At 63.6% G+C, this 22,742-nt stretch carries 21 protein-coding genes and 1 tRNA gene; 11 read left to right on the top strand and 11 right to left on the bottom strand.

From position 1 onward, the window contains the following. Nucleotides 1–16: 16 nt before the first annotated feature. Nucleotides 17–2,332 (top strand): sensor histidine kinase, encoded by a 2,316-nt coding sequence (locus tag IPF76_RS05170; protein WP_293840496.1) that lies wholly within the window; start codon nucleotides 17–19, stop codon nucleotides 2,330–2,332. Here IPF76_RS05170 and IPF76_RS05165 read toward each other — a convergent pair. From IPF76_RS05165 to IPF76_RS05150, 4 genes are all read right to left on the bottom strand, one after another. Beyond that, entirely contained in the window at nucleotides 2,248–2,865 is a 618-nt protein-coding gene (locus tag IPF76_RS05165; protein WP_293840494.1) for a response regulator transcription factor, read from the bottom strand. The genes IPF76_RS05170 and IPF76_RS05165 overlap by 85 nt on opposite strands. A 925-nt stretch (nucleotides 2,866–3,790) precedes the next feature. Then, nucleotides 3,791–4,342 carry a PEPxxWA-CTERM sorting domain-containing protein gene (locus tag IPF76_RS05160; RefSeq protein WP_293840491.1) on the bottom strand — a complete coding sequence of 184 codons (552 nt, stop codon included), beginning with the start codon at nucleotides 4,340–4,342 and terminating at the stop codon, nucleotides 3,791–3,793. 273 nt (nucleotides 4,343–4,615) lie between these two features. Then, a complete protein-coding gene (locus tag IPF76_RS05155; RefSeq protein WP_293840487.1) occupies nucleotides 4,616–5,239 on the bottom strand; it encodes a PEPxxWA-CTERM sorting domain-containing protein in 624 nt (207 codons plus the stop codon). Nucleotides 5,240–5,726: 487 nt separating this feature from the next. Beyond that, a complete protein-coding gene (locus IPF76_RS05150) occupies nucleotides 5,727–6,341 on the bottom strand; it encodes a PEPxxWA-CTERM sorting domain-containing protein (protein WP_293840484.1) in 615 nt (204 codons plus the stop codon). A gap of 253 nt (nucleotides 6,342–6,594) precedes the next feature. Here IPF76_RS05150 and IPF76_RS05145 point away from each other — a divergent pair, with 253 nt between their 5' ends. Continuing rightward, nucleotides 6,595–7,122 carry an NAD(P)-binding domain-containing protein gene (locus tag IPF76_RS05145; protein WP_293841935.1) on the top strand — a complete coding sequence of 176 codons (528 nt, stop codon included), beginning with the start codon at nucleotides 6,595–6,597 and terminating at the stop codon, nucleotides 7,120–7,122. 16 nt (nucleotides 7,123–7,138) lie between these two features. Further along, the gene (locus IPF76_RS05140; protein WP_293840481.1) at nucleotides 7,139–7,456 is read left to right on the top strand and encodes a hypothetical protein; all 318 of its coding nucleotides are present in this window, start codon (nucleotides 7,139–7,141) and stop codon (nucleotides 7,454–7,456) included. Nucleotides 7,457–7,947: 491 nt separating this feature from the next. Here IPF76_RS05140 and IPF76_RS05135 read toward each other — a convergent pair. Continuing rightward, nucleotides 7,948–8,024: transfer RNA gene (locus IPF76_RS05135), tRNA-Arg, on the bottom strand. 133 nt (nucleotides 8,025–8,157) lie between these two features. On the opposite strand from IPF76_RS05135, the gene IPF76_RS05130 reads away from it, so the two are divergent. Further along, nucleotides 8,158–9,192, top strand: coding sequence for a putative sulfate exporter family transporter (locus tag IPF76_RS05130; protein ID WP_293840478.1), 1,035 nt, complete (start codon nucleotides 8,158–8,160; stop codon nucleotides 9,190–9,192). Between the two features lie 32 nt (nucleotides 9,193–9,224). On the opposite strand, the gene IPF76_RS05125 is transcribed toward IPF76_RS05130, so the two are convergent. Next, nucleotides 9,225–9,974: a zinc-ribbon domain-containing protein gene (locus IPF76_RS05125; RefSeq protein WP_293840476.1), complete on the bottom strand. Its 750-nt coding sequence runs from the start codon at nucleotides 9,972–9,974 to the stop codon at nucleotides 9,225–9,227. Nucleotides 9,975–10,144: 170 nt separating this feature from the next. Here IPF76_RS05125 and ftsE point away from each other — a divergent pair, with 170 nt between their 5' ends. The 4 genes from ftsE to IPF76_RS05105 are packed head-to-tail and all read left to right on the top strand — an operon-like array spanning nucleotide 10,145 to nucleotide 13,048. Next, nucleotides 10,145–10,876 carry a cell division ATP-binding protein FtsE gene (gene ftsE / locus IPF76_RS05120; RefSeq protein ID WP_293840474.1) on the top strand — a complete coding sequence of 244 codons (732 nt, stop codon included), beginning with the start codon at nucleotides 10,145–10,147 and terminating at the stop codon, nucleotides 10,874–10,876. Beyond that, on the top strand, nucleotides 10,873–11,778 hold the full coding sequence (locus tag IPF76_RS05115) for a cell division protein (protein WP_293840471.1): 906 nt from the start codon (nucleotides 10,873–10,875) through the stop codon (nucleotides 11,776–11,778). Before ftsE ends, IPF76_RS05115 begins: the two co-directional genes overlap by 4 nt. After that, the gene (locus IPF76_RS05110) at nucleotides 11,775–12,305 is read left to right on the top strand and encodes a YdcF family protein (RefSeq protein ID WP_293840468.1); all 531 of its coding nucleotides are present in this window, start codon (nucleotides 11,775–11,777) and stop codon (nucleotides 12,303–12,305) included. Before IPF76_RS05115 ends, IPF76_RS05110 begins: the two co-directional genes overlap by 4 nt. 11 nt (nucleotides 12,306–12,316) lie before the next feature. After that, entirely contained in the window at nucleotides 12,317–13,048 is a 732-nt protein-coding gene (locus tag IPF76_RS05105; protein ID WP_293840466.1) for a lysophospholipid acyltransferase family protein, read from the top strand. Nucleotides 13,049–13,151: 103 nt separating this feature from the next. On the opposite strand, the gene IPF76_RS05100 is transcribed toward IPF76_RS05105, so the two are convergent. Together IPF76_RS05100 and hisC are read right to left on the bottom strand one after the other, a co-directional pair. Beyond that, nucleotides 13,152–14,060 carry a prephenate/arogenate dehydrogenase family protein gene (locus IPF76_RS05100; protein WP_293840463.1) on the bottom strand — a complete coding sequence of 303 codons (909 nt, stop codon included), beginning with the start codon at nucleotides 14,058–14,060 and terminating at the stop codon, nucleotides 13,152–13,154. Nucleotides 14,061–14,063: 3 nt separating this feature from the next. After that, nucleotides 14,064–15,179, bottom strand: a complete 1,116-nt coding sequence (gene hisC, locus IPF76_RS05095; protein WP_293840461.1) for a histidinol-phosphate transaminase — start codon at nucleotides 15,177–15,179, stop codon at nucleotides 14,064–14,066. A gap of 91 nt (nucleotides 15,180–15,270) precedes the next feature. Here hisC and IPF76_RS05090 point away from each other — a divergent pair, with 91 nt between their 5' ends. Both IPF76_RS05090 and metW read left to right on the top strand, forming a co-directional pair. Continuing rightward, on the top strand, nucleotides 15,271–16,392 hold the full coding sequence (locus IPF76_RS05090; protein ID WP_293840459.1) for a homoserine O-acetyltransferase: 1,122 nt from the start codon (nucleotides 15,271–15,273) through the stop codon (nucleotides 16,390–16,392). Nucleotides 16,393–16,394: 2 nt separating this feature from the next. Further along, nucleotides 16,395–16,982 (top strand): methionine biosynthesis protein MetW, encoded by a 588-nt coding sequence (gene metW / locus IPF76_RS05085; protein WP_293840456.1) that lies wholly within the window; start codon nucleotides 16,395–16,397, stop codon nucleotides 16,980–16,982. A 142-nt stretch (nucleotides 16,983–17,124) separates the two neighbouring features. On the opposite strand, the gene IPF76_RS05080 is transcribed toward metW, so the two are convergent. After that, the gene (locus IPF76_RS05080) at nucleotides 17,125–17,760 is read right to left on the bottom strand and encodes a TetR/AcrR family transcriptional regulator (protein ID WP_293840453.1); all 636 of its coding nucleotides are present in this window, start codon (nucleotides 17,758–17,760) and stop codon (nucleotides 17,125–17,127) included. Nucleotides 17,761–18,021: 261 nt separating this feature from the next. Between IPF76_RS05080 and IPF76_RS05075 the strand changes: the two genes are divergently transcribed. Beyond that, nucleotides 18,022–20,313: a TonB-dependent receptor gene (locus tag IPF76_RS05075; protein ID WP_293841933.1), complete on the top strand. Its 2,292-nt coding sequence runs from the start codon at nucleotides 18,022–18,024 to the stop codon at nucleotides 20,311–20,313. A gap of 57 nt (nucleotides 20,314–20,370) precedes the next feature. On the opposite strand, the gene IPF76_RS05070 is transcribed toward IPF76_RS05075, so the two are convergent. Together IPF76_RS05070 and IPF76_RS05065 are read right to left on the bottom strand one after the other, a co-directional pair. After that, the gene (locus tag IPF76_RS05070) at nucleotides 20,371–21,504 is read right to left on the bottom strand and encodes a CaiB/BaiF CoA-transferase family protein (protein ID WP_293840451.1); all 1,134 of its coding nucleotides are present in this window, start codon (nucleotides 21,502–21,504) and stop codon (nucleotides 20,371–20,373) included. After that, a complete protein-coding gene (locus IPF76_RS05065; protein ID WP_293840448.1) occupies nucleotides 21,494–22,699 on the bottom strand; it encodes an acyl-CoA dehydrogenase in 1,206 nt (401 codons plus the stop codon). The genes IPF76_RS05070 and IPF76_RS05065 overlap by 11 nt, the downstream gene beginning before the upstream one ends. Between the last annotated feature and the right edge of the window lie 43 nt (nucleotides 22,700–22,742).

Genomic DNA, 22,742 nt, shown 5'->3' with positions numbered 1-22,742 from the left:
AGGACGAGGGTTGCTGATGAGATTATTGCTAGCGTTACTGACTATCGCGCTGATGACAGCGTTCGGACCGCAGGTCGCCGCCGACGAGCTTCCCCTTTTAGAACTGCAAGCCGGAAAAGACGGCGCGGCGTTGGCACCCTTTGTCCGCTTCACTCGGCAATCGCGCGGCACCGACGCGCCGCAGCTCGAACAGATCCTGCGCGGGCCGCTGCAACGCATCGAAGGATCGACGATCCATTTCGGGCCGCCGGGCATCAAGACCCTCGTGTTGCTGCGCGTGCGCAACAGCCATGCCGAGCAGGGAAGCTGGATTTTCACCACCGGCCGCGGCTCGCTCAAGCATTTTCGCCTGTTCGAGGCAGAAAAGGGGCGGTTCGAACTTTTGGTCGATGGTACCGATTCGCAGCAAGCTCGCCAGAATCTCGGCACCTACCAGGCGTTCAGCGCCGAGCTTGTGCTCGACCCCTGGCAGGAAAAACTGATCCTGATCGAGTTCTTGTCGGAAAATTCGACCTATATGCCGCTCAAGATCGCGACCTACGGCACCTTCTTCAAGGAGCGGCGCGCGAACATATCAATGGTCTCGGCGGTGGTCGTCGGCGCGCTGACGCTGCTGCTGCTCAATTTTCTTTTCTTTTCGATCACCGGCTTCAAGGAGTTTCTGTGGCTGGCGGTCGCCGAGCTCTTCTTTGCGCTGAACACGATCCACTCCGAAGGCTATATCACGATCTTCTTTCTTTACGACAAGCCCCTCACCGGGGTCGCGGTCGAGGATTTTATCAAATGCGGCTTCGCCGCCGCGATGGCGCAGTTCGGCCGAAGCTTTGTGAGCACAGCAACCCTTTTTCCGCGGCGCGACCTCGCCTTGCGCATCCTCATCGCGTCGGCCCTCGTCATTATGGCGCTGCAACCGGGCCTCTCGCTCTACCCGCCCGAATTTCGCTTCTTCCTGCATCTCGCAAGCTGGATCGTCGCGGTGATCGTCGCGCTGTTCCTGCCCTTTGTCGGCTATGCCGCGATGAAGCAGCTCGGGTTTCAGCTCTGGCCGCTGTTCGTCGGCTGGGCCAGCCTCGCGCTCTTCATCATCTACGCCGCGATCGCCTCAATGGGGATCTTCAGCTGGCTACCGGTCAACTGGCACCTGGCGGGACCCGTGGGTTTGTTCGAATCAGTGATGGTCACGCTCGCGCTCGGCCTGAACCTGAAGAAGATCCAGCATGACAAACTGGCCGCAGACGCGAATTATGCGCGCTCGCTCGCCGAGCAGCTGGCAACGAGCGAGAGCGCCAAGCGCCTCGCCGAGGAAAAGGCGTTCGCGCTCGAAACCGTCCACAGTCAGAATGCCCTGCTCCATGCCTCGGGCCATGACAGCCGACAGGTTATTCTGGCGCTGAACAGCGCGGTCGCGGTGCTGAAACGCAACGATCGCGAGGACGCCGACGAGGCCTTGGTTGAAATGCTGCAAAGCTCCGCTGACTATCTCAGCGAGATTATTTCCACGACGATCTCGGGCGCCAATATCGCGGCGAGCGATGCCGATTTTGTGGCGCTCAGCAGCTTCCAGGCGCACGCGCTTCTCGAGCCATTGTTGATGATGTTCAAGACGCTGTTCGCGAACAAAAAACTTGCGCTAGAGGTCGATATCGATGGGCCAGTCACGCTCATCTCCGATAAGCCGCTCCTCATGCGCGCATTGGCCAATCTGCTCAGCAACAGCTGTAAATATACCGACACCGGCGGTGCTACCATTCGCGTCAGGCTGGGCGGCCCTGGCGCAATCATCACGATCTTTGACAGCGGCAGGGGCATGCCGCCCGAGGTCGTCGCCGCGCTGAATGACGGCACCGCCACGCGGATCCGCGCCGACGACAAGCGCTCGGGCACCGGGTCGGGGTTTGGCTCGGCCAAACGCATTGTCGAATCGCTGCGCGGAACGCTCGAAATCCTCTCTTCAAACCCGGCGGGCTCCGAGATCCGTATCGTCTTGCCCGTCGCGGCGCAGTCTGTGGTGCCAATCGGGACCGAGGAACTGGAGGCAGCACTGGACAACTGGCTGATCCTCGATTTCGATCAGCGTGCGGCGTTCGAAACCGGGCTGCGTGCCGAGGGTGCCGCAGGCAACCGGATCATTGCGTTGACCTATGATGACACAACGGTGACGCGCGGCCGTCTCAGCAGCCTTGTCGCGATGGTGATTATCAAGCCCGCGTGCCGCGAACTGCTGCAGCACCCCTGTTGGCTGCGCCATCAGAGCAGGTTTAGCTCATTCGCCCGTTCAACGATCTTGCGATTGTGCGCCACGTCGAGCTTGCGGCGCAATTCGGCGATATGAAAAGACACCGTCGGCGGCGCGATCGCGAGCCGATAGGCGATTTCCTTGTTGGTTTCGCCCTGGGCCAGATAATGCAGAATCGCCATCTGCCGCGAGGTGAGCGCGACAGGCGGCTGCTGATACTTGCCGAGCGCCTCGCTGATATGCGGCGAGAGATAGACTTCGCCCGCCAGCGCGGCATCGCACGCGGCCACAATATGATCGGGTGGGTCGGCCTTGGCCACGATCGCCCGTGCGCCGAGCTTCAAGGCCGAGTGGACTTCGGCAATATTGGTTTCACCGGTCAGGACGATCACGGTCATATCGCGCGAGCCGACGATCTCGGCGAGCACATTGACCCCGCGCACATCGGGCAGGTTGAGGTCGAGGATGACCAGATCGACGGGCTGCGACTGGACATACGCATTGACGGTCGCGCCGCGATCGAGGGTGCCGACGACATTGTACCGATCGAGCGAGGCGAACAGGTAGAGCAGTCCGCTCTGGGTGATCCGGTGATCGTCAACGATCAGGACATTGTGCTTCGTCATCATGCCGCATCCCCACGCCGCCTCAACACCATCTCGGCCATATCTTCCCGTCTCCGCAACCCGAATTAATATGGGGTGATTTCGGCAAAGCCCGCTGCGGCAGCATTGCCTTTCCCGCGTCGACTTTCGTGAGCTGCGGCCGTCCGAATCGGCTGCGGGGCCAAGATGGGCCGAGCCGGCTGCGGCAGGACCTTTCCGGTCGCAAGCCCGCATTTGCAAGCGCAAGACTGATCCTCCGGCCTGTGCGGGCAGCGGTGTAAAGACTAGCATTGCCAACCTAGCGGACGCGCAGCGTATGGCCACCGGCGGGCAGCCTGCGACGCCGGTAGCGGTGCGCGGTCGTACCCTTTAAGGAACCCAAACAGCACCGTGGCGGCGAATCGGCGGCGTGGAAAGGGGAGGTATTTCAAAAAAGCAGGGCGGACTAAAACCTGCAGCCTTGATCGGACGCAAGGCGCACCAGATCGCAAGCGGTGCTGGCCTATGCGTGCGAACGGCGAGCCATTTTCACAGCAGCGCCGCCCTTCTGAGCGGGTGAGGTGACGGGGAAATGGCGGACCAGTGTTTGGAGGTGGCGAAAATGGCGCCTTGGCTATATAGTTGCGCCCGCTGGCGATGTTGCAGAGGCACAGCTTTGTTGGCCGCTGACCCCCGATGTCGCCAGTAATCAGCTGCGCTTTACATTCGCGGCTTTGCCCGGCCAATGTCGCGGTTGCCGAATTAATCCTCGACCCGGCATCCTTGCCTGTGAAATGAAGATCGATCGCAGCCATTGCTCGCTCACGCTGCGAGGTCGGTCATTCGCAACCAGCTAGACAAGCGGCAATCTTGTTAATGCAAAATCACTCAGCGCAGCTTTGGCCGAAGGGCAAAGCTCGGATCGCAAGATCCGAGCTTTCTCCAGGGGCGGTGAACCGGGGGACCGCGATCAGGCGTAGTGGAGGCCCGGCTTCTTCCTGCGGCGCGCGCGCAGCGCTGCGCCCATGGCACCGAGCCCGAGCAGCATCATCGCCCAGGTTCCCGGCTCAGGCACGGCGGCCGCCGTATCAAGCGCGATATTGGCGGTGGAATTTCGGCCCCATATCGTGCCGGCAAAGTTGAGCTGCAGAACGCCGCCCGTGATCGACACGTCGGACTGGTTAAAGCCAACGATCGACGAATTGAGAAGATTTGCGCTGCTAAAGGCCTTGGACAGATCCGAAAGCGAGACGACGGTCAGCGCCAGAACCAGCGGTCCGCCCGAGAGGTTGGAAATCCGCAGGCCGCCGCCGTTGAAATTGAGCCCGATCGCCGGGTTGGGCGCCGCGCCGACGACAAATTCCACGCCCCCGCTCACGACCGCGGTGTTGGTGAAGCACGAATAGCTCGATCCCGCCCCGACCTGTGAACAGGTCACCGTGTCCCCGATCAAGGTTGCCGCCTGCGCGGGCGAAGCCGACGCCAATGCGGCAAGCGAACAAGCGATCCAAAGTTTCTTCATAACACCCCCGATAACATTTCATTACATTTGGAAAAATTCTCGAGATGAGTCCACGCCCCTCGCGGCATGTTTTCGCACATGTTCCGTTTCGGCACAGTCACTTGGGCTGGTAAGTCGGGAGGATCCACCCGTTAAGAATGGCGAAAATTCCGCCGTTGGCGGGAAAATCGGCACGCGCCAGACCGCTGGCGCTGCGCTCCGTAGCGCGGGCGCAAACATGAAAAACCGCCGCACGGCGTCTGACCGGCGGCGGTTTCCAAACTTGGAAATCTATTAACCGAAGGAAACGGCGGTCCGTTGCCGACGACGTGAGCGAAGGCTCCCGCCGACGAAACCCAGTCCCAGCAGCATCATCGCCCAGGTTGCGGGCTCGGGTACGGCGCTTGTGACACCCAGCTGGACGTTGTCGATCAGATAGGAATCACTCGACAGATTGTTGATGCGGATGGCATCGAAATTGCTCCCGGTGAATCCATAAAAATTGCTCGCCGAGCTCGATCCCACTGCCGATTGAAAACTCTCGATCACAACGCCGCCAAGCAGGGCCTGGAAGCTGTAGGCGGAACCGTTCGAGACCATGTTGAAACCTGCCGCGGTCAAAGATGAGGCAAATTTCAGCGTCACCGGGCCTGAAACTGAAGGACTGAAATTGCCCAGCGTGTTCCCGGTGATATTGGGAAAACCAGTTTGCGGCGTGTAGCTCAAGCTGGGGTCGATCGTCAGGCCGAACGAGGCGAACTGATTGGTCACCGACGTTCCGGACGCCAACGCGACTTCATCGAAGTTGATGGTAGTTTGTGGGTTGGTCAGTCCGGTTGAACTGGCGACGATCGTCGCTGCGGTCGCAGACGGGGCCGAGATAACGGCGGCGGTTGCCGCGAGCAGCGTAAAAACCATTTTCATAAATCAAGTCCCCGAATAATCGCGACAGCCGAGTCAGCGTGGGGAAAGCGCTTAGCTGCCTGTTAAGTTTTAGCAACGCAATTAACAGCTTGGCACGATGGGTATGTCCCTTTCCGGGAAAGGCAATCCTTGAGATCGATCCGGCCAATTTCGACAAGGGGTCTGACGCCTGAACGATAATGGCGGTTTAAACCGGGCGTGTCGCCGCCGTCAGTTTTGAACCGCTCGAGATGGCCGCCTTTAGCTGGACCGGGCAGCGGCACGCGATGGCGGGAGAGCAAGTCATGACGGGCGACGCGCCAAGCTTGCCTGTCGGAGAAACTGTGGCAGACCCACGCCGTGGGCGGCCACAGCTTCCGATGGTCCGGTGCAATCGCTTGAGCAATGCTGCGGCAACGCCATAGCGAGCTGCCTTTACAGGCATGCTTTTGGGATGCGGTCCCTCGATGGGTGTCCGCATCCCGCAGCAAATGGTTGAATGCTAGGCGACGACGAGTTTCGCCGAGCGCCGACGCGTGCGTAGCGACGATCCGATCAAGCCGAAGCCGAGCAGCATCATGGCCCAGGTTGCAGGTTCCGGCACCGCGCTGGCGGCGGCAAGCGAGATATTGTCAAGTTCGAAGCCGCCGCCACCCCCGACGCCATCAAACACGATTCGATCGACATTCAAGAATCCGCTCGGCGAGACGGTCTGGTAACCGCCGAGATTTGCGACGGTGAAGGAACCGGTTAACAGCCCATTGAAGAAGCCGGAAATCGTCAGCGACGAGGCAGGGCCATTGTTCAACGCGGTGGCGACGTCCACCGACGACAGCGAAAACGCCGAACCATCCAGCGCGCGGAGGAAGATGCTTGTATTTCGGTCATTCAACAGGGCGCTGGTACCATTGCTGGGCAACCCATATTGCGCGCTGTCGATCAGATGGAAATGCTGCTCATCGCCGGCAATATTACCGAGCTGAAATCCAGATTGCACAATCGGCGCACCGAAAATTGTATTGGAATGACCATTGAAGTCCAGCACGGTGGTCGCTGCGAGGGCCGGAGACGATACAGCGGCGGCGGCGGCGGCGAGCAGCGTAAAACCCATTTTCATAAATTAGATCCCGGAAAATAACGATAACCAACTTGGCAGGCGTGGAGCGATTAACCGCGCGTTAAGTTTTGGCAACAGAATTAATCGGTTCGGCGAAACGACTGTCCCGTTCCGGGAATCTCGGCCCGAATATCCGCGGTGGACACGCGAATATAGAAAACGGCCGATCAGTCCGCTTCCTGCCAACACCAACATGGCGTTAAGCGCAACCGCGCTGTTGAGTGCCCCCCATGTGAAGAGCGAATGATACAGGATTGCGACCGGCGACGGCGAGCAAGGCAATTTCACGATAACGACATCGCGCGGAAAATACCAAGCCAGGACAATATTGCTGGCGATCGGGCGCCGTGGAACGCCACGAGTGCTTCAGGTTCCTGGCGAGGATTTACCAAAAGTCGTTTACCGGCTGATCGACCCCGAGCAATATCGCGGGCAGCATGTGCTTGTCGTCGGTGGTGGTGACAGTGCGTTGGAAGCAGCAAGTTCAATCGCCGATGTGCACGGAACCACTGTTACGCTTTCCTACCGTGCTGACGTCTTCGGTCGGGCCAGAGCCAAGAACCGCGACCGCGTTGCCGCGGCTGCGGAAGCGGGGCGGCTGAATGTTCTGTTGAGCTCAACGGTCGTCCAGATCGATGCAACGCAAGTCACGCTGATGACGCATGGAGGTTACCGCACGATCCAGAATAATGCCGTGATCGTCTGCGCCGGCGGCATTCTACCAACGAAGTTTCTACAAGATATCGGAATCGACGTGGAGACGAAGTTCGGGACAGCTTGATCCTGATCGATGGCTTGTGACCTATGTGCGCGTTACTCTGGAAGCGCTGGTCGGGCGAACGGGCAAGCCAGCTGCCAGCATCGCAAAAATCTTTCACGATCTTATTTCCCAAGCTGCCTCGCTCAAGAGGAGCGATCCCGAACACCTCTTTCTCGCAGATCCCACTTTGTTGGCGCACGCGATGAAAGATCGGCCAAGAGTTCACATTATCGCGGCTGGGGCTTGTCGAATTCCTGCCGACAATCTGACGTGGTCTTTTCGGGCAAGCAAAGTTGGTCAGACGCTTGAGAAAAGACGGCCGCCTATCTGGACGATGATCTCGCAAGGGTCCTGAGATCGATGCTCCCGAACGCGACTCTGCGATCGGATGTTAAGTGGAAATGACAAGAGTGGAGTACGAGACTGACCTGATCGCAGCCATAGATCGTGTCCTGCTTATCAGTAAAGCAAAGACAAGCGCGCAGCCCACGCCGCGTAGAGCGTCCGCTTTCGTGTGACAGCGACAAAGTGTCTGAACGGCCGACATGGGGCGCAAAAGCTGTCGCCACCCGAGCATAAGAAACTAACAGCAATCTGTGAGCAGGGATGGCGGCGGTAGGCCCGTGCGGACGCATTTACAATGAAGGCAGGTGCCGGTCTTCGACAGCATCCTTGATATTTCTAAAGCTTTGGAAAAACGTCGTTTTGCTTACTTCGATTCGGAAGGCAGGGAGCCGAAGGTGAGCATGTCAGCTTCGCAACGCCATCGAGGTGCTTACGCAACGAAATCCGGGCTCCTAAGCCCCTCGTCGCTATCCCATCAAATCGTTGAAATTCAACGAGAAATGGCGCACCCGAAGGGATTCGAACCCCTGGCCTCTGCCTTCGGAGGGCAGCGCTCTATCCAGCTGAGCTACGGGTGCCAATAGAGCGCGGCCTCTAGCAAGAGCGCGCCCGCGCAGCAATGGTCTATCGACCGCAACGCGGCGATGTGCGAAGCGGCGCCATGGGAATGGGGAACGCTGCGTGAACGCACCATCCGAACGAAGTTGGCCGATGGCCGCCGACCTGTATGGCGAGATGCAGCTTGAGGCGCATCCGCCCGCCAAGCGCCGCTGGCGCGACTATCTGCCCGGGGTGCTCGTCTCTGCAATCGCGGCGCTCGCCGCCGCCTGGCTCGCCGACCATTATGCCGCGCCGCTGGTGCTGATGGGGCTGCTCATCGGCCTCGCGATGAGTTTCCTGTCGCAAGATCGGCGCACCCACGCCGGGCTCGACCTGATGTCGCAGACAGCGCTACGGATCGGGATCGTCCTCGTTGGCGCACGGATCACCGCCGAACAATTAGCCGAACTGGGGCCGCTGCCCTTCGCGCTACTCGTACTGATCATGCTTACCGTGATCATTGTCACCGTCGCGACGGCGCGAGCGTTTGCGCAGGATCGTCACGCCGCGCTACTCGCCGGGGGCGCGACCGCGATCTGCGGTGCGTCGGCTGCGCTCGCGCTCTATTCGCTGATCGGCGACAAGCGCGTCGATCAGGCGCGTTTCACGCTGACTTTGGTCGGCATCACTGTCGCCAGCGCCTTTGCCATGACACTTTATCCGGTACTCGCTGCCGAACTGCAGCTGACCGATGCGCAGGCGGGGTTCCTGATCGGCGCGTCGATCCATGACGTCGCGCAGGCGATCGGCGGCGGCTTTTCTTTCTCGCCGCAGGCAGGAGAGGTGGCGACGATCGTCAAGCTGACGCGCGTCGCGCTGCTCGCGCCGATGCTGATGCTCGTCGCGCTGTGGCTCGGTCGCCGCGGCGAAAGCGAGAGCACGCGCAAGATCCCGCTTCGCCTCCCCTGGTTCATCATCGGTTTTCTCGGCATCGCCGCGCTCAACTCGCTTATTGCTATCCCCAAGCCCCTCCAGGATAGCGCCGCGACGGGCGCGCAGGCATTGCTGCTGCTCGCGATCGTCGCGACCGCGATGAAGGCGCGGCTGCATTTGCTGCTCGATCAGGGCTGGCGCAGCTTCGCGCCGATCATCGTCGCGACGATGACCAGCTTCCTGTTATCGTTGGTCGCCGCACTGAGCCTGTGACGCCGCGGCGTCATGCCATGATATTGTAAGATTTAGCTTTTAGGCAAAGCCCAGCTGACGGTCAGCTGGGTCGCACGGCGCGGGATGTCGAGCTTGGCTTCGCTGAAATTGACCTTCTCGTTGGGCGGCAGCATCCGCACCGGCGGCTTGATCGTCCAGCTGTAAACGATCGTCCCCTGCGCATCGCGCAGTTCGGCGAGGATCGGCGGCACCCGCTGCTCGCGGTCGGTCGGGTTGATGATCACCCCCGATGCGGCGAAATAGATCGTCCCGTCGGCAAGTTCGCGGTGATCCTGATTGGGCGGCAGTTCGATCACCAGATCGGGTTCGGCGGCCATCCCGGGCAGGCCGAGCCCCTGCGCCCAGCTGGGCAGGCCGAAATAATAGAGCCCCGCGGTCCCGGCGACCATCAGCGCCGCGGCGCTCGCGGCGATCAGCGTCCAGCGCTTCGCCGGATTGCGGCGCGGGCGGCGGAACGGCAGCGGCGCTTCGTCAACGACCGTCGGCGCCGGCCGCGGCGCCGGGTCGGCAGCAAAGGCCTCGGGCGGCGGCGGGGCGCGTTCGGCCACCGGCGCAGGGTTTTCAGCGGCCGATGGCGCGGGTTGGGTCGTCGGCGCCGCGACCGGTTCGATGCGCGCCGCAGGCGCCGCCGGATCAACCGCCGCAGGCTCCTGGAACCAGCTGTGGCGGCAGCTCGCGCACCGCACGGTGCGCCCGGTCGGTCCGATTGCCGTATCGGGTACGACATAACGTGTGCGGCAGGACGGACAGGCGAGGATCATGGGTCCCCTCTAAACACGCTGATTCGCAGCGTTGCAAGCGCCGCGTCACATGCGCGTGGCTACTCCCCGCTTTACCTCGCACAGCAGCCGTGTAACAGGCGGAGCATGAGCGCCGCCGCGCCCCTGTTTTGTGCCACCTCGCCCGCGCAAGCCAGCGCGCGCGTGACGCCATGACGGATGTGCCGAGCCCGCGTCCCGGCGGCGCGATGGTCGAATTTGACGGGGTTGGTCTGCGCTACGGCCCCGATGCCGAGGTGCTCTGCGATATCAGCTTCAACCTGCAACCGGGCAGCTTCTATTTTCTCACCGGTCCCTCGGGCGCGGGCAAGACATCATTGCTCAAGATGCTCTACCTCGCGCAGCGGCCGAGCCGCGGCATCGTCCGCCTGTTCGGCGAGGACCTCGTCAATATGCCGCGCCCGCGCCTGCCAGGCTTTCGCCGCCGCATCGGCGTCGTTTTCCAGGACTTCCGCCTGATTCCGCATCTATCGGCGCGCGACAATATCGCGCTGCCGCTGCGCATCGCGGGGGTGAGCGAAGAGGATCTGTCGGGGCCGGTCGGCGAAATGCTCAGCTGGATCGGGCTCGGCGACCGCGCCGACGCGCGCCCCGCGACGCTGTCGGGCGGCGAACAGCAGCGCGTCGCGATCGCGCGCGCGGTGATCGCGCGCCCGCAGCTGCTCGTCGCCGACGAACCGACGGGGAACGTCGATCCCGAAATGGCGATGCGCCTCTTGGGATTGTTCGAGGCGCTCAACCGCCTTGGCACCACCGTCGTCGTCGCCACCCACGATGTCCACCTGATCAGCCGCATCGAAAATGCCCAGATGATGCGGCTGGAAAAGGGTCGGCTTGCCGATCCCACCGGCGCCTTGCGCTATCCCCCGGCGAACCGCGCATGATCATCCCGCGCGTCCCCGTCCAGCACCGCCGCCTGCTGCCCGACCGCCGCCTGTCGGGTCCGACGCCGTGGGTGATTGCGATTTTGATGATGCTGACCCTGCTCGCCGCCGCCGCCGGGGTCGGGCTTTCGCGCTCGGCCAATGCAATCGGCAGCGCGATCGCGGGACGCGTCACGGTGCAGATCGTCACCGCCAATCCGGTGACGCGCGCCGAACAGGCCGCGGCGCTGCGCCGCGCCGCCGCCGCGCAGCCTTTTGTCCTGTCGGCGCGCGCCGTCGACCGCGAGGAGCTGCAGGCTACGATGGGTCAGTGGTTCGGCAGCGCCGACGGCGACGATCCGGTGCTGCACTCGCTTCCCCTCCCCGCGTTGGTCGATATCGATTTCGTCGGTGAAGACCGCAGCGGTCATATGGAGCAATTGCGCGCGCTGGTCGCTGCCGAAGCCCCCGGCGCGCGGATCATCCCGCACGCCGAATGGCTGGGGCCGGTCGCGCGGCTGATCGGCTCGCTGGCATGGATCGCCGGCGGGCTCGTGCTGCTGATGACGCTCGCCAGCGCCGCGGTGGTGATCATGACCGCGCGTGCCGCGCTCGGCACCCATTTTGCGACGATCGAGATGCTCCACCTGATCGGCGCGACCGACCGCCAGATCACCCGGCTGTTCCAGCGCCGGATCGCGATCGACACCGCCTATGGCATTGCGCTCGGCAGCGTCGTCGCCGCTGCGATCCTGCTGCTCATCGGCTGGCAATGGGCAGGGATCACCTCGGGGCTCGCCGCGACCGCGTCGCTGGGGCCGACCGGCTGGGCGCTCTTGCTGGCACTGCCGCTATTGGCTATCGCGCTGGCAGCCCTGACGGCGCGCCAGACGTTGCTCGCCGCGCTCAAGAAGATTTTATGATCAAGCGCCTGATTTCTCTTCTCTTCCTGGCCTGGATCCTTGGCTTTGCGTGGTTCGCGCTGCTGCCGCCGCTGCCCGCGGCGGCGCAGAAAACCGATGCCATCGTCGTGCTCACCGGCGGGCCGGGACGCATCGACCGCGCGCTCGAACGGCTGGAGGCGGGCGATGCCAAGCGCCTGCTGATCAGCGGCGTCGCGCGCGAGGTCAAACCGCGCGAGCTCGCCGCCGAATATAAACGCCCGCTGCGCCTGTTCGATTGCTGCATCGCGCTGGGGTTCGAAGCCGAGGATACGCGCTCGAACGCGACCGAAGTCGCGACCTGGGTTGCGCGGCGCAACTATAAGACGGTGCGGCTGGTCACCACCGACTGGCACATGCGCCGCGCCGAATATGAAATCGGCCGCGCAATCGGCGACAAGGTGACGATCCTGCCCGACGCGGTGCGCAGCGAGCCCAATTTCGCCACGCTGTTTCGCGAATATCACAAATATCTCGCGGGACTGGCGGGCGGGCTGCTCGGCCTGTAAGCGCAACGCCGATGCGCTACACCATCGCCCTGATCCGTTCGATCCTGTTCTGGATCGCCTTTTTCGTGATGAGCAGCATCTCGTCGATCGGCGGGGTGATCGCGCTGCCGGTCTCGCACCGCGGCACGATCTTTTTCGTCCGCATCTGGGCGAAGGCGCATCGGCTGTTTTGCCGCTTCCTGCTCGGCCAGACGATCGTCGTCGACGGCGAGATGCCCGATATCCCGGTGCTCTATGTGTTCAAGCATGAATCGGCGTTCGAAACGGTCGAACAGCCGGGGCTGTTCAAACACCCTGCGGTGTTCGCCAAAGAAGAGCTGTTTTCGATTCCGGTCTGGGGACAGGCGGCGCGTTTCTATGGCCTGATCCCGGTCGACCGCGACGGCGGCGGCAAGGCGATGCGCGCGATGCTCAGCGCGGCAAAGGCGGCGCTCGCTGCGGGGCGCCCACTGGTGCTGTTTGCCGAGGGGACGCGCGTGCCGCATGGCGAAGCGCCACCCCTGCGTCCTGGCTTTGCGGGCATGTACCGGCTGCTCGGGGTCGATGTGATCCCCGTCGCGGTGAACAGCGGTCTCGCCTTTCCGCCGCGCCGCTGGGTGAAATGGCCCGGCACGATCACCTACAAGATCGGCGCGACGATCCCCGCGGGGCTACCGCGCGAAGAGGCCGAGGAACGCGTGCGAGTGGCAATCAATGCGCTGAACCCGCCGGAGGCGTTGCTGGCGAGCGAGCCCACCACCTAATCCCGTTCGCATCGAGCGAAGGTGCGATGCCCCTCATTCGTGCGCGCCTGCCGGGTGTCTCGACTTTACTCCGCGCGCGCGGAATTTGATGGCTGCGCTCGGCTCAATGCTTGCGCCCGAAATCGGGCGCCGCATCATCCTGCCCCTCGGCGATAATCGACCGCCGGATCGCGCGCGTACGGGTGAACCAGTCTTCCAGCTTGTCGGCATCGCCGCGGCGGATCGCCTGCTGCAGCACGGTCAGATCCTCGTTGAAGCGCTGCAAGGTCGCGAGCACCGCGTCCTTGTTGGCCAAAAACACGTCGCGCCACATCACCGGGTCGCTCGCTGCGATGCGGGTGAAATCGCGAAAGCCGCCCGCCGAATATTTGATCACCTCGCTCTCGGTGACCTCTTCCAACTCGCTGGCGGTTCCGACGATCGTATAGGCGATCAGATGCGGCAAATGGCTGGTTACCGCGAGCACCATATCGTGATGCGCGGCGTCCATGACGTCGACCTTGGCGCCGAGCGCCTCCCAGAAGCTGGTCAGCGCCGCAACCGCATCGGCGGGCGCCGCAGTATCGGGGGTGACGATGCACCAGCGCCCGTCGAACAGGCTGGCAAAGCCCGCGGCGGGGCCGCTGTTCTCGGTCCCGGCCACCGGATGCGCGGGGATGATGATATGGCCAGGCAGCGCCTTGGCCAGCGCCTCGGCGACGCTCGCCTTCGACGACCCGACGTCGGAGATGATCGTATCCTTGCCCAGCCCCGGCGCCATCGCTGCCGCCGCGGCGGCCATGCCGCCGACCGGCACCGCCAAAATCACCAGATCGGCATCGGCGACGGCGGCCTGGGCCGCGTCGATCACGGCGTCACACAGCCCCAGCGTCCGAGCGATATCACGCACCTCGGCGCTGGCGTCGTGGCCGGTGACCATCACATCGGGCAGCCGTTCCTTGACCGCGCGCGCGATCGACGATCCGATCAGGCCAAGCCCGATGATCGCCAGCCGTTCAATGCGCCGCGGCATCGATCAGCCGTTCAGCGCGGCACGGATCGCCGCCGCGAGCCCGCGGGTCTCGTCCTCGGTGCCGATCGTCATCCGCAGCGCGCCCGGCAATCCCTGCCCGGGCAGCCAGCGGACGATATAACCCGCCTCCATCAGCCGATTGTAAACGGTCTCGGCGCTCACATCGCCCTCGAACAAGACGAGCAGGAAATTGCACGCCGACGGCACGACCCGCAGGCCATGATTGCCCAGGCTCTCGATCTCCTGCACCAGCCAGCCACGCCATTTGGCGTTATGCTCACGGCTGAGACGCACAAACTCCTCATCACCGATCGCTGCGATCGCCGCCGCCTGCCCCGCGCGCGTGACGTTGAACGGCAAACGAATACGGTGCAGCGCCGATATCACCTCGGCGCAGGCATAGCCCCAGCCGATGCGTTCGGCGGCAAGCCCGTGGATCTTCGAAAATGTGCGCGTGATGAATACGTTCGGCTGGGTTTTGGCGAGATCGAGCCCGCCGTCATCCTCGGCATCCGACAGATATTCAGAATAGGCCTGGTCGATGACGAACAGCACATCCTTCGGTAGCCCCGCGTACAGTCGCGCGACTTCGTCCTTCGACGCCAGCGTCCCCGTCGGGTTGTTCGGATTGGCGAGATAGACGACGCGCGTCTTGTCGGTCACCGCGGCGAGCAACGCATCGACGTCGGTTGCATAATCCTTGTCGTCGGCCTCGACCGGCACCGCGCCGACGCGGCGCGCCGCGATCTCGTACACCGCAAAGCCGTAGCGCACGTATAATATCTCGTCGCCGACACCGGCATAGGTGCCCGCCGCGAGGTGGAGCAGTTCATCCGACCCGTTGCCGCAGATGATCCGCGCCGGATCGAGCCCGAATTTCGCGGCGATCGTTTCACGCAGTTCGAGCGAGCCGGGATCGGGATAGCGCGACAAGGCATCGGGCGCAGCCTGCGCCGCGGCGAACGCGGCACGCGCCTTTTCGCCGGTGCCGAGCGGATTTTCGTTCGCGCTCAATTTGATCAGCGGGCGGCCGTCGGCGCCCGCCGACTTGCCCGGAACATAAGGAGCGATGCCGCTGATCCACGGCTTCGGGCTGAGCGTTTGCATCGTGTCGGTCATGCCGCGCCGTTTAGCGGTTGTGCGCCCCGAGTCCAGCGTCTCGTCCAGCACGTTGACAGGCTTCGCGCGCCCGCTTAGCCCCGCGCGAATAATGGCCAGTCTGCTTCACCAGATCCAGCATCACAGCGTGACGATCGCAGCATCGCTGCCGCTCGACAGCGGGCAAAGCCTGCCCGCGGTGACGATCGCTTATCAAAGCTATGGCGCGCTCAATGCCGCCAAGTCGAACGCGGTGCTGATCTGCCACGCGCTGACCGGGGATCAATATGTCGCGAGCGACCATCCGGCGACAGGCAAGCCCGGCTGGTGGGCGCGCATGGTCGGCCCAGGCAAGCCGATCGACACCGATCGTTTTCACGTCATCTGCGCCAATGTCCTCGGCAGCTGCATGGGGTCGAGCGGTCCCGCGACCCCCGATGCCGCGACCGGCACGCCGCTCGGCATGGCGTTTCCGGTGATCACGATCGCCGACATGGTGCGCGCGCAGGCGATGCTGCTCGATCATCTCGGCATCGCGCGACTTCATGCCGTCGTCGGCGGGTCGATGGGCGGGATGCAGGCGCTCGCCTGGGCCACATCCTATCCCAAACGCCTCGCCTCGGCAGTCGTCATCGCCAGCGCAGCGCGCCATTCGGCGCAGAATATCGCATTCCACGAGGTCGGGCGGCAGGCGATCATGGCCGATCCCGACTGGCAGGACGGCCAATATTATGGCAGCGCACGCGCCCCCACCAAGGGCCTGGCGGTCGCGCGCATGGCGGCGCACATCACCTATTTGTCCGAGGAAGGGCTGACCGAGAAATTCGGCCGCCGCCTGCAGGCGCGCGACATCAAGAGCTTTGGTTTCGATGCCGATTTCCAGGTCGAATCCTATTTGCGCCATCAGGGGCTGGCCTTCACCGACCGCTTCGATGCCAACGCCTATCTCTATATAACCCGTGCCATGGACTATTTCGACCTCGCCGACCCGCACGACGGGCGCCTGTCGGGGGCGTTCACCGCGGCAAAGGACGTCCGCTTCACCCTCGTGAGCTTCGACACCGACTGGCTCTATCCGACGGCCGAATCGCGCCGCGTCGTGCAAGCGCTGCAAAGCGTCGGCGCGTCGGCGAGTTTTGTCGAACTGTCGGCGCCATTTGGCCATGACTCGTTCCTGCTCGACGTCCCCGCACTCGACCGCATCGTCGCGGGCGCGCTCGGCGGCGGTTTCTGACCATGGCGCTGCGCCCTGACCTCGCGATCATCGCCGGTGCGGTGCCAGCGGGCGCCCGCGTGCTCGATGTCGGCTGCGGTGACGGCGAGTTGATGGCAGCGCTGAAAGATCAGGGCGTCGATGCGCGCGGACTGGAAATCGACCCTGCCAACGTCACCGCGGCGATCGCGCGCGGCCAGTCGGTGGTCCAGGGCGACGCCAACCGCGACCTTGCCGACTATCCCGGCGACGCCTTCGACTATGCGATCCTGTCGCAGACGCTGCAAACGACCGAGCGTCCCGACCGGGTCGTCGATGAACTGTTGCGGATAGCGCCGCGCGCGTTCGTCAGCTTTCCCAATTTCGCGCACTGGCGCATCCGGCTGGCGCTTTTATGGGGCGGGCGGATGCCGGTGACGCGGCTGCTGCCCGTCGCCTGGTACGAAACCCCCAACATCCACCATGTCACGGTCAGCGATTTTCGCGACCTGCTGCGCGCCAAGGGGGTCGGCGTCGAAGCGGCCTGGTATCTGTCGGGCGACAAACCGACGAGCGACGCCGCGGCCACGTGGCGCGCCGAACATGCGATTTTTTTGATTTCGCGACGCTAATCCTCGCTGCCGCGCAGCGGTAGCAGGGGGACTGCCCGCAAGGCGAGTGGTGGAGAGACGGCGACGGCGGCGCTATGGCCCATCCGTCAGCGCGTCGCGCTGCCGCCTTCCCATGGCTTCGCCACAGGGAGGATCGATTGACTTAATCCCGCTTCACCAGCCCATTCGCGACAAAATCATTCGCGATCCGGGCAATTTCCGAAATATCGGCATCTTCGTCCCACAAGCCATAGCGCATGCCGAGAAAGACGTTCATTCCGCCGATCGCCCAGGCGTGGATTTCGCTGACGTCGGCGCGAATCTCGCCGCGCGCCGCCCCCGCCTCCAGTCGCTGGCGCACGCGCGCCACCGTCGTTTCATAGTGGCGGCGATAGCTGGCATAATCGACGAACTCGGCCTCATCGATGATCCGGTAGATTTCCTTATGCTCGCGCACAAAGCCGAGGAAGGATTCAAGTCCGATACGTTCCGCGCTGATTTCGTCGGGCGCTGCCGAGACCAACGGCGTGACATGGTCGCGCAATTGCTCGCTCATATAGCGGACAAGCGCCTGAAAAATCTCATCCTTCGAATCGAAATAGGTGTAAAAACTGCCCAACGCAGTCCCGGCGCGGCGGGTGATGCCGCTGATCGACGCCTCATGAAAACCGCGCTCGCCGAACTCGATCGCCGCCGCGTCAAGCAACTTGCGCAGAGTGCGGCGCCCGCGTTCGGTGCGCGGCGTCTTGTCGCGCGCTTCGCCCGCGGTGGCTGGTGCTGCGTCTAGCGGCTGATCCATGGCTGTCTTCCGTCTCCCCTTCGGCCACCCCTCACTGCATCGTGGCTTTTTCGCACCACTGGCAAGCAAAAAATACCGAGGCCATATTCCAAGTTGAAACTTGGTTCAGGTTTCATTATTGGGTGCGTCGCGGCTTGGCAAGCACCGAGCCCAAGAAAAACGAATAGGGCGGTTTCGGCCGCCCCTCACATGGGAGAGTCCTACATGCGTCCTTTCGCTCGTCCGCTACGCCGCGCCATTCTCGCTTCGAGCGCATTGTCCATGCTCGCCTTTGCCCCCGCCGCATTCGCGCAAGATGAAGACGCCAACGCCAATGCGAGCGATGACGAAATCATCGTCACCGCACGCCGCCGCGACGAACGTCTGATCGACGTCCCCGTCGCGATCACCGCTTACTCGGGCGAAGCGCTCGCCAAGGCCGGCGCGATCGACATCACCGACATTGGCCAGACCACCCCGAACACCACGCTCGAAGTGTCGCGCGGCACCAACTCGACGCTCAGCGCCTTCATCCGCGGCGTCGGCCAGCAGGATCCGGTTTCGGGCTTCGAGCAGGGGGTCGGCCTCTATCTCGACGATGTTTATCTCAACCGCCCGCAGGCCGCTGTGCTTGACATCTATGACGTCGAGCGCATCGAAATCCTTCGCGGGCCGCAGGGCACGCTCTATGGTCGCAACACCATCGGCGGAGCGGTCAAATATGTGACCAAGCAGCTGCCTGAGGAATTCTCGCTCAAGATCAAGGGCACGCTCGGCACCTATAAGCAGGCCGATCTGGTCGTCACCGCGAGCGCGCCGATCGGCGACCTGCTGCGCGTCGGCGGATCGGTGGCGCGCCTTTCGCGCGGCGGCTTTGGCGACAACCTCACCACCGGGCTGGAAAATTACAACAAGGATGTCTGGGCCGGCCGCGGCACCGTCGAGCTCGGCGGCTATGGCGAACCGGTGCTGATCCGCATTTCGGGCGACTACACCAAGGACAAGAGCGCGCCGCGCGGCGGCCACCGCCTGATCCCGTCGCTCCGCACCAACGCGCCGGTCCTCGATAATGTGTTCGACAGCCGCGGCGGCCTCGTCGATCCGAAACAGGAAATCGAATCCTACGGCCTCGCGATGAACGTCACCGCCGAGCTGACCGACACGCTGACGCTGCGGTCGATCAGCGCCTGGCGCAAGGACACGTCGGCGACCCCGATCGATTTCGACGCGTTACCCGCGGTCGATGTCGACGTCCCCGGATTCTACTTCAACGAACAGATCAGCCAGGAATTCCAGCTGCTCTATGAAGGCGACCGCCTGAAAGGCCTGCTCGGCTTCTATTATCTCGATGCGACCGCCGACACCCTGTTCGACGTCCGCATCTTCAACACCCTCGCCGGACTCACCGCATTTACCGAGGCCGATGTCGACACCAGGACCTTTGCGGTGTTCGGCGACGCGACCTTCGATTTCACCGACCAGCTCAGCCTGTCGGTCGGTGGCCGCTACACCTGGGACACGCGCGAGGCATCGATCCTGCGCCAGAACTATCTCGGCGGCGGCTCGCCGGTGTTCGGCGGCGCGGGGGTCGCATTCGGCGCGCCCGGGACCAATTTCGACGGCAAGCGCAGCTTCAACAAATTTACCCCGCGCGCCTCGCTGTCGTTCAAGCCGACCCCCGACCACACGCTCTACGCCAGCTATTCGCAGGGCTTTAAGGGCGGCGGCTTCGATCCCCGCGGCGTCGGCGTCAACGCTCCCGACACCGATGGCAACGGCACCCGCAGCGATGACGAAATCGCCGCGTTCCTGAGCTTTCGTCCCGAGCAGGTCGAAAGCTATGAAGTGGGCTACAAGGGCAGCCTGATGGACGGCGCGGTCAATGTCGCGATTGCCGGCTTCTACGCCGATTACACCGACGTCCAGATCCCGGGTTCGGTCGCCTGTACCGTCAGCGGGCTGCCGAGCTTCTGCGGCGTCGTGTCGAACGCCGGCAAGGCGACCTTCAAGGGCGTCGAGTTCGAAGGCCGCGTGCGGCTCGGCGAAGATCTTGCCGCGGCGGGCGACCGGCTGACGCTGTCGACCGCGCTCGGTTATATCGATGCCGACTATAAGGAATATGTCTCCAACATCGGCGGTGTGCCCACCGATGTCGCCGATTTCCGCCAGGTCCAGAACACCCCGAAATGGACCGCCAGCGGCACGATCGCCTATGCCACCCCGATCGGCGACGGCGACCTGAGCTTCGGCACGACCCTGTCGTACCGCAGCAAGACCTATCAGTTCGAAATCCCGAACCCCTATATCGACCAGAAAGGGTTCGCGATGCTCGACGCGAGCATCGTCTACACCGCCCCCGACGATCGCTGGAGCATCGGCCTGTTCGGCAAGAATCTGACCGACAAGGAGTATAAGACCTCGGGCTATACCTTCATCAACGTCAACCCGACGACCGGCGTGCCGGTGATTGGGGCCAACGGCCTGCCGACCTCGGCGCTCGGCACCGAAGGCACGCTGACCGCCTTCTACGGCAACCCGCGCCAGGTGTTTGTGACGGGCACGGTGAAGTTCTGAGCCGCCGAGGATCTGAAAAAAGGGGGAGAGGGGCGCCGGCGACGGCGCCCCTTTTTTCTAGCCCGCGAGCGGCGGCGCGCCGCCCGCAGCCACCATCCGCTCGCCATCGATCACGATCGGGCTCGCCAGCCCATCAACCGAAGCCCCCTCAGGGCGAAACCGCATTCCGCGCGCCGCCACCTGCGGGTCGGCAAACACCGCCGCAATATCGTTGATCGGCCCTGCGGGCACGCCCTCAGCCTCCAGCGCCAGCGCCAGCGGCTGCGCGTCCCAGCCCGCGATCTTTGCGGCGAGCAGCGGAATCAGCGCGGTGCGATTGGCCAGCCGCACCGCATTGGTGACAAACCGCGCGTCGTCGGCCCAGTTCGGCTCGCCCAGGATCATACATAATTTACGAAACTGCCCGTCATTGCCGACCGCGATCACCAGCTGGCCATCGGCGGTCGCGAACGCCTGATAGGGGACGACATTGGCGTGACCATTGCCCATTCGCCGCGGCGCGACGCCGCTCGCCAGATAATTGGCCGCCTGGTTGGCGAGCACCCCGACCTGACAATCGAGCAGCGCCATGTCGATATGCGCGCCCTGTCCGGTGGCGTCACGGCGCCGCAACGCCGCAAGAATCGCGACGGTCGAATACATCCCCGTAAAGATGTCGGCGTAAGCGATACCGGCCTTTTGCGGCGCCCCGTCGGGCTCGCCGGTCAACGACATCGCGCCGCCCATCGCCTGGATGATGAAATCATAGCCGGGGCGATGCGCATAAGGGCCGGTCTGGCCAAAGCCGGTGATCGAACAGACAATCAGCTGCGGGAAATCAGCGAGCAGCGTCGCGGGATCGAGGCGATATTTCGCCAGCCCGCCAACCTTGTAATTCTCGATCACGACATCCGCATCGGCAATTAGCGCACGGACCTCCGCCTGCCCCTCGGCGGTCGCAACATCGATCGCCACACCGCTCTTGCCGCGATTGGTGCTGTGATAATAGGCCGCACCCAGGTTCTCGCCGCCGTCGCCGTTAATGAACGGCGGCCCCCAGCTGCGCGTGTCGTCACCGATGCCCGGCCGCTCGACCTTGACCACCTCGGCGCCGAGATCGGCGAGCAATTGCCCGCACCATGGCCCCGCGAGCACCCGCGCCAGTTCGACGACGCGGATGCCGGCGAGGGGTTTCGCCGTGCTATCCGCCAAAAGCCGAGATGCCGGTGATCGCGCGGCCCAGGATCAGCGCATGGACGTCGTGCGTGCCCTCATAGGTGTTCACCGTTTCGAGGTTCACCGCGTGGCGGATGACATGATAATCGGCCGAAATGCCGTTGCCGCCATGCATGTCGCGCGCGACGCGGGCGATATCGAGCGCCTTGCCGCAATTGTTGCGCTTGAGCAGGCTGATCGCATCGGGAATCAGCCGCCCCTCGTCGATCAGCCGCCCGACGCGCAGCGCCGTCTGCAGGCCGAGCGCGATTTCGGTGAGCATATTGGCGAGCTTCAGCTGGACGATCTGGTTCGCCGCGAGCGGCCGTCCGAACTGCTTGCGCTCGCCGGTATAGTTGCGCGCCGCCTCATAGCAGAATTCGGCCGCGCCCATCGCGCCCCAGCCGATGCCGTAGCGCGCGCGGTTGAGGCAACCGAACGGGCCTTTCAGCCCCGCTACATGCGGCAGCAGCGCATCCTCGCCGACTTCCACCGAATCCATGACGATTTCACCGGTGACCGACGCACGCAAGCTCACCTTGCCCTCGATCTTCGGCGCCGTCAGGCCCTTCATGCCCTTTTCAAGCACAAAGCCGCGGATCGCACCGTCATGCGCCTCCGACTTCGCCCACACGACGAACACGTCGGCGATCGGCGAATTGGTGATCCACATCTTCGCGCCCTTGAGGCGGTATCCGCCCTCGATCTTCTCGGCGCGCGTGCGCATCCCGCCGGGATCGCTGCCAGCGTCGGGCTCGGTCAGCCCGAAACAGCCGACGAGTTCGCCCGAGGTCAGCCCGGGCAGGAACTTGCGCTTCTGCTCCTCGCTGCCATAGGCGTTGATCGGGTGGATCACGAGCGAGCTCTGCACCGAGCACGCCGAGCGATAACCCGAATCGACCCGCTCGACTTCGCGCGCGATCAGACCGTAGCTGACATAATTCAGCCCGGCGCCGCCATATTCGGGGTCGATCGTCGCGCCAAGCAGCCCCAACGCGCCCATTTCGGACATGATCTCACGGTCGAAGCGCTCGTCGAGAAATGCCGAGGTCACGCGCGGCAGCAAGGCATCGGTCGCATAGGACCGCGCCGTGTCGCGGACCATCCGTTCCTCTTCGCTCAGCTCGGCGTCGAGCTGGAGGGGATCGAGCGGGTCGAGCGCTTCGATGCGCTGCGGATCGGCGAGGGCCATGCAAGGGGGCTTTCTCTAACGGCGAGCGGCCCTTTCGGGACGC

This window comes from Sphingopyxis sp. (genome assembly GCF_016704835.1).
Taxonomy (GTDB): domain Bacteria; phylum Pseudomonadota; class Alphaproteobacteria; order Sphingomonadales; family Sphingomonadaceae; genus Sphingopyxis.
This window is presented reverse-complemented; position numbering and strand designations above follow the sequence as displayed.